At 69.5% G+C, this 7668-nt stretch carries 4 protein-coding genes; all 4 read left to right on the forward strand.

The window, feature by feature from the left end:
• Positions 1-450: 450 nt before the first annotated feature.
• A complete protein-coding gene (locus tag SACPADRAFT_RS31205) occupies positions 451-594 on the forward strand; it encodes a hypothetical protein (protein ID WP_157577051.1) in 144 nt (47 codons plus the stop codon).
• Between the two features lie 181 nt (positions 595-775).
• On the forward strand, positions 776-1801 hold the full coding sequence (locus SACPADRAFT_RS0204255; protein WP_007025638.1) for a LamG domain-containing protein: 1026 nt from the start codon (positions 776-778) through the stop codon (positions 1799-1801).
• A gap of 63 nt (positions 1802-1864) precedes the next feature.
• Positions 1865-7327: an RHS repeat-associated core domain-containing protein gene (locus tag SACPADRAFT_RS0204260; RefSeq protein WP_007025639.1), complete on the forward strand. Its 5463-nt coding sequence runs from the start codon at positions 1865-1867 to the stop codon at positions 7325-7327.
• Positions 7328-7364: 37 nt separating this feature from the next.
• On the forward strand, positions 7365-7668 hold a 304-nt coding region (locus SACPADRAFT_RS32195; RefSeq protein ID WP_040923926.1), incomplete at its 3' end, for a hypothetical protein.

Consider the following 7668-nt stretch of genomic DNA (forward strand, 5'->3'; position numbering starts at 1 on the left):
CACCGCAGCGGCCGGCGAGCCGGGCACGCAGCGCGGGCGGGCGCTCACGGAGGAGGTGCCCGGGGCCTCGCCCGTCCCGCCCGCGCGGACGGCAAGCGACGTCGACCACCACGCCGAGACGTAACGAGGTGATCACGTTCAGCGGGGGCTGTTGCGTCGTCATGGGGTGTGCGGCCCTGCCGATCACGAACGCACGGGCGCCGGACCGGCCCCCCCGATTCGATCACTTTCGGGTCACGACTGGACCGCTTCCGTGATCGAATCCTACGCCTATCGGCGGCTGTGACCGCTCTGAGCTGTCGGCGAGACTCACCCACCGCACTGCTTTGATCACGCACGACGCTGCGGTGGCGCGGCGTCGCTGGGGGAGGGGACGCGACGGTGGGATCGCACCGGACCGGCTCACGCACGCACTCGTTCCGTACGACACTCACCGTCACGGTGACCGCCATGATGGCGACGCTGCTGCCGGGCCTGCCCACCCATGCGGCCCAGGAACAGGCAGACAGCGGCGTGACGACCGCCGCGGCGACGGAGAGCGAAGCGCTCACGGCGGCCCGGAAGCACTGGAGGCCAATCCGGACGGCACCTTGACTCTGGAGCAGTCGGTCGTGCCCGACGTGTCCGCCGGGACGGCAAGTGGGTACCGATCGACTGGAACGCGGAGAAGGACGTCAGCATCGGCCGCGCCAGGTGGAACGGCGGGTGGCAGAACTTCCTGCCGGGCGCGGTCGACGACGTCAAGCTCTACAGCCGCGCGCTGTTCAGCGAGGAGGTGCGCGCCCAGGCCTCCCGGGACCTCACCCTGACCCACCACATGGCGTTGAACGAGAGCGCGGGCACCGGTACGGCCGACTCCGTGGGTGGCCGCGGCGGCACCCTGCACAACGGGGCCTCCTTCGTCGAGGGCTACGTGGGCAACGGCGTCGAACTCGACGGCACCGACGACCACGTCACCACCGAGGCGGTGGACCTCCGCACGGACGAGAGCTTCACCGTCACGTCGTGGGTGAACCTTCGGGAACGGGGTGGCAAGGTGACTGCGGTCAGCATCGACGGGGAGCAGACCAGCAAGTTTCGACTCGGGCACGTGTCCGACAGTCGGGACAGGCTCGGCACCTGGATCTTCGAGGTGACCGATGCCGACGACGAGAACGGGGCTGTGACCGATGCGGCAGTGTCGACCCTGGAGAACGAGGTCGACACGTGGGTCCACCTCACCGGTGTCTACGACGCCCCCACGGACCAGGTGTGGCTGTACGTCAACGGCACACGTCTCGGCGACGGGGCGGTACGTGACAAGTGGAACGCGACGGGCGGCCTCGCCATCGGCCGTGGCAAGGAGGCGGGAACCCACGCGCAGCACTGGCCCGGCCGCGTGGACGACGTCCGGCTGTATGCCGGGGCGTTGGGTAGTGACCGGGTCAACGACCTCTACGAGTCGTACAACGAGATCGAAGAGCCCGCCCCCGTCGAGTTCCCGGACGGCAGTGCCCTGCGTGTGAACGATTCCGGAACGTCCGAGGCGCTGTACCTGGTGGTCGGGGGCGCCCGGATCGACGTCGCCGACGAGGACGAGTTTCTCGGCACCGGACGCGCCCTCGACGAGCTGATGACCGCGCCACACGCCTCGCTGATGACCCTGCCCGAGGTGATGCGGGACGGAACCCGGGTGAGAGTCCCGGATTCCGACCAGGTCTGGCTCATCGAGGACGGGCGGCGGAGCCCGACCACGGACGACGGGAACGCCCACGTCGTCCCGGCCCGCACACTCGACGACTATCCGGAAACGGCGGTCTGACCGCACCGCGTCAGCGAGATCCGGTACGAGCGCTCGCGACCGCGGGCGGACTGGGGAGGACACGTGCGTCCACACGGGACCAGACTGCGCAGGCTCGGCGGCCGCGGCCGGAAGCGGGCGGCGGCGCTGGCGGCGCTCATGGCGGCGGGTCTGTTGACCGCCGTCGAGGCGCCTCCGTCGGCCGGTGCCGAGGGCAGCCCGTCGGTGCCGCTCCCGGAGATGCCCTCGGTGCCGGTGACCGACCTGCCCATGGAGGAACGGGAGCAGGACGAGGTCAGCCGGGACGCGCTGCACGGCGACCAGCCGGAGGAGTCCGGCAACGGACCCGCCGGCTCCGGGAGTTACACCGCGACCTCGCTGAAGCCGTCGGCGGAGTGGTCCGTGTCGGCCCAGACGGGCACCTTCACCTGGAACTACCCGATGCGGGTGCCCCCGGCCCCGGGTGGTTTCACCCCGAATGTCTCGCTGTCCTACTCGTCCGCCGCGGTCGACGGGCTGACGAGCACGACGAACAACCAGGCGGGCTGGGCCGGTGACGGCTGGGCGATGTGGCCCGGCTACATCGAACGGGACTACGGCAGCTGTGCCGAGGACCTGCCCGGGGAGCCGGAGGACAATCCGGTCGACCTGTGCTGGAAGTCGGACAACGCCACCCTGTCGTTCAACGGGTCCGCGACCTCGCTCATCAAGGACGAGGACACCGGCACGTGGCGCCCCGAACAGGACGACGGGTCGCGCATCGAACGGCTGACCGGTGCGGACAACGCCGACGACAACGGGGAGCACTGGAAGGTCACCACGGCCGACGGCACCCGGTACTTCTACGGCGCCCGCTCCGCCGCGAAGTCGACCTGGACGGTCCCGGTCTACGGCGACGACGCCGGTGAACCGTGCCATGCGGGGGACTTCGCCGACTCCTACTGCCACCAGGGCTACCGCTGGAACCTGGACAAGGCGGTCGACACCAACGGCAACGTCATCCACTACACCTACGAGACCGAGACCAACAGCTACGGGCGCAACGAGAACGAGGAACCCACCGAGTACGTCCGCGACGGTCGACTGAAGCGCATCGACTACGGCCTACACGAGGACGGCGACGGTCCCGCGACCGGCCGGGTGCTGTTCACCGCGGAGGACCGCTGCGTCCCCGGCTCGACGTGTACGCGGGAGAAGGAAGAGAACTGGCCGGACGTCCCGTGGCACTTCGAATGCGACGGCGGCACCTGCGAGGACTACCAGCAGGCGCCGAGCTTCTGGTCGAGCGAACGTCTGGCGAAGGTCACCACCCAGGTCCGCCGGGGTGACGACTACCGGGATGTCGACTCGTGGACCCTGCGACACGAGTTCCCGGACCCCGGCGACGGGGAGGAACCGGCGTTGTGGTTGGCGGGCGTCACGCACACCGGCCACGTGGGTGACGAGATCGCGCTGCCCGAGGTGACGTTCGAAGGGGTGGGCAAACCGAACCGGGTCAACGCGATCGACGGGCACGCGTCGCTGATCCGGTACCGGATGAACGCGATCGTCTCCGAGGCGGGCGGGGTCATCTCCGTCAAGTATGCGGACCCGGAATGCAGCCCGGAGTCGGAACCGGACGAGCCGGAGACCAACTCGATGCGGTGCTTCCCGGTGACCTGGTCCGCGCCCTATTCGGCCGAGCGCACCGACTACTTCCACAAGTACGTCGTCGAGTCGATCAGTGAACACGACCGGATCGCCAGCTCCGTGCCGAGTGTCACCAGCTACGAGTACCTCGACGGCGCCGCCTGGCACCACAGCACGTCCGAGATGGTGGACGACGAGGACAAGACCTGGAACGAGTTCCGCGGCTACGGACGGGTCCGCGTCCGGAAGGGCAGCGGCGACGACGGCCCGGCCACCCTCACCGAACAGCGGTTCTTCCGGGGTATGGACGGCGACACCCTGCCCGACGGCGAACGCTCGGTGAGCGTGACCGATTCGGAGGGCGGGGAGCACACCGACCACGACTGGCTCTCCGGCCGGCAACTCGAATCGATCACCTACGCCGGCGACGGCGGGGACGTCGTCAGCAAGACGATCACCGAACCGACCTGGCAGGGACCGACCGCCACCCGGGGCGACCTGGAGGCCTACCGGGTCAACACGGGGACCACCCGTGGCTACACGGCGCTGGAGTCGGGCGGGTTCCGACAGACCCGCACCGAGTTCATCTACGACGACAGGGGCCTGCCGACGGAGGTCAACGACCTCGGTGACGTCTCCGACCCGGCCGACGACCTGTGCACCCGCACCACCTACGCCCGCAACACCGACGCCTGGCTGCTCTCGCACCCGGCGGAGGAGAAATCCGTCTCGGTGGCCTGCTCCGAGTCGGCGACCTTCCCCGAGGACATGGTGGCGGGCAAGCGATACTCCTACGACGGCAAGGCCTTCGGGGATGCGCCGGACCGCGGCAACGTGACCGGAGTGTCCGTTCTCGTGGACGAGGGCGGGGAGACCTGGAAGACCACGTCGAGCCGCACCTACGACCGGCACGGCCGGGTGCTGGAGGAACGCGACGCCCTGGACCGAGCGACGACCACCAGCTACACCCCCGCGCAGGGCGGTCCGACGACGCAGACGGTCGTGACCAATGCCAAGGGGCACGAGACCACGACCACGCTGGACACGGCGTGGGGCAAGACCGTCAAGGTCGTCGACCCGAGCGGGAACACCACCGAGGTCGCCTACGATGCCCTCGGCCGCACGGCCGAGGTGTGGCTTCCGAACCGACTCCGGGGCAGCGAACGCGGCAACACCCGGTACTCGTACGACATCTCCCGCGACGAACCGTCCGTGATCACGACGACCTCGCTCGGCGCGAACGGAAACTATGTCACCAGCAAGGAGCTCTACGACGGGCTGCTGCGGGTGCGACAGACCCAGGAACCCGCCCCCGGTGGGGGGCGGCTGCTGACCGACACCCGCTACGACTCGGCGGGCCGGGCGTACTACCGAACCGACCCGTACTTCAACGACGCCCCGGTGGACGACACCCTCTGGTCGGCCACCGATGCCGAGGTGCCGGGGCTGACCGTCACCGAGTTCGACGGGGCGGGCCGCCCGGTCGCCGAGATCGTCAAGGGCGGCGGCATCGAGAAGTGGCGCACCACGGTCGACCACGGCGGCGACCGGGTCCACGTCACGCCCCCGGACGGGGACACCCCCCGGACGACGATCACGGACGCCCGCGGGCGGATGACCGAACTCCGGCAGTACCACGGCGACTCGCCGGAGGGTGACCACGACAGCACCACCTACTCCTACGACCCGGCGGGACGGCTCACCGGGATCACCGACCCGGGTGGAAACGAGTGGGGCTTCACCTACGACCTGCGGGGCCTGCAGGTGCGGATGGACGACCCGGACAAGGGCACGTCCACCAAGAGCTACGACGCCGCCGGGCAACTGGTCAGCACCACCGACGCCCGGGGTGAGACCCTCGCGTTCACCTACGACGTACTGGGCCGCCGCACGGCCGTGCACGCCGACTCCCCGGACGGGCCGAAGCGGGCGGAGTGGACCTACGACACCGCGAGCTGGGGCGTGGGACAGCTGGCGTCATCGACCCGGTGGGTCGACGGCGAGGCCTACACCCGTGAGGTGTCGGTCTACGACCCGCTGTACCAGCCGCTGAAGACGCAGCTCACCATCCCGAAGTCCGAGGAGGGCGTGTCCGGCACATACTCCACCTACGCCGGGTACAACCCGGACGGCAGCCGGAGGAGCGTGGGTTACGCGGAGGCCGGCGATCTCGGTGCGGAGACGTACAGCCTGACCCACGACGACTTGGGGCTTCCGCAGACGAGCTACGGCGGGATCAGCGGTGAGGGCACGACGGAGTGGGTCACCGACGCCCAGTACACCCGCTACGGGGAGCTGCAGCGGACGCAGTTGGGCGAGACCGGGCAGCGGGTGTGGCAGTCGCGGTATTTCGACGAGCACACGCGGCGGTTGGAGCGCACGATCGTCGATGCCGAGTTGCCGGAGCCGATGCAGTCGGACACGAACTATTCGTACGATCCGGCGGGCAACATCACGTCGGTGGTGGATGCTCCGCGGGAGCAGCAGGCGGATGTGCAGTGCTTCGAGTACGACCACCTGCGGCGGTTGACGCAGGCGTGGACGCCCGCGTCGGATTGTGCGGCGAGTCCGGAGGTCGGCCAGCTGGGTGGTCCGGCGCCGTACTGGCGGTCGTTCTCCTATGACGTGGTGGGCAACCGGGTTTCCTCGACCGAGCACGGGGTCGAGGGTGACACGGTGCGGGAGTACGCGTATCCGGACGGTGGGCACGCGCTGGGCTCGGTGATCACGCAGCTGCCGGGTGGCACGACCACGTTGGAGGAGTTCGGCTACGACGAGGCCGGGAACACGGTGTCGCGGACGTCGGCGGCCGGTGAGCAGCAGACCCTGGACTGGAACGTCGAGGGGAATCTCGCGGCGACCACGAAGGGGAACGAGGACACCGAGTTCGTCTACGACGCGGATGGTGAGCGGCTGCTGCGGCGGGATCCGTCCGGGGTGACGTTGTATCTGGAGGGGCAGGAGTTGCGGTGGGACCGCGGGAGTGGGGAGACGACCACGACGCGGTATTACGAGTTCGCTGGTTCGACGGTGGCGATGCGTACCGAGGCGGGGTTGACGTGGCTGTTGGGTGATCATCAGGGCACGTCGCGGTTCGCGGTCGGGGCGGGGTCGTTGGAGGTGACGCGTCGGTGGCAGTTGCCGTTCGGTGGTCCGCGTGGGGAGGAGGTCGACTTTCCTGGGCAGCGGGGGTTCGTCGGGGGGATGGTCGACGCTGCGGCGGGGTTCACGACGTTGGGGGCGCGGCAGTACGACCCGGGGTTGGGGCGGTTCTTGTCGGTGGATCCGTTGATGGATCCGACGGATCCGCAGCAGATGCACGGCTACACGTATTCGAACAACAACCCGGTGACCTTCTCCGATCCGACGGGGTTGGCGTATTGCGATCGGCATGCGTGCCCGGGGGATCCGGGGTATGGGGGTAAGACGCCGGATTCCGGGTTCGGTGGCGGTCCGAGCGGGATTCTGGATGAGTTGTTGAACCCGTCGCCGCCGCCGCCCTCGGTCTGGCCGGTCCCGCCGATGGGCGCCCGGCCTTCGGCACCGGCACCGGCTCCGGCACCGGGGCCGGTCGCCGGGGGTGGCTATGGGGGGCCTCCATCGGCGTCGGCGCAGGACAGTGGCGGTGGATTGTGGAGCGACATCGTCTCCACGGTGTCCACGGCCAAGGACTGGGGTGTAGCCGCCGCGAAGACGTTGGGCACCGTGGGTTACGAGGTTTCGGGTGCCGCGGACGTGGTGGGTTGTGTTTCGGATCTGGAGTGGGGTGCCTGCGCCTGGGCGGCTGCCGGCTTTACTCCAGTGGGCAAGCTGGGCAAGGTCGGCTCGCTAGCGGGTAAGGCCTTCGGGCGTGGAGACGACCTCCGGGACGGTGGTCGGGCGGCGCGTGGGTGTAACAGTGAGCCTTTGCCAACCTGATTAGGCGTTGGCGACCATGAGGGTCTGAACTGCGGCGATGAGTTTGTCGGCCTGGTTGGGGCTGGAGCGGATTTTGCGCAGGACCCGCCAGTTCTTCAGCTCGGCGTTGACCCCGCTCGCCCGGCCCGCGGCGGCGGGCGTGCGCGGTGTTCACGTCCTTCTGGTTCTGCGACAGCTTCCGGAACCGGCCGGTGTCGGGGTCCTTGCGTCGACGCCGCTGCGGGACCGCCACCGTCGGCCCGGCGCCCTGGTAGGCGGTGTCGGCCGCGGCGCGGATCGCATGGTCGGTGAGCGCGTCGATGATGCCGTGGGCGCGGGCCGCCCCCATGTCGTGGCGGGGG

This window comes from Saccharomonospora iraqiensis subsp. paurometabolica YIM 90007, assembly GCF_000231035.2.
GTDB classification, from domain to species: domain Bacteria; phylum Actinomycetota; class Actinomycetes; order Mycobacteriales; family Pseudonocardiaceae; genus Saccharomonospora; species Saccharomonospora paurometabolica.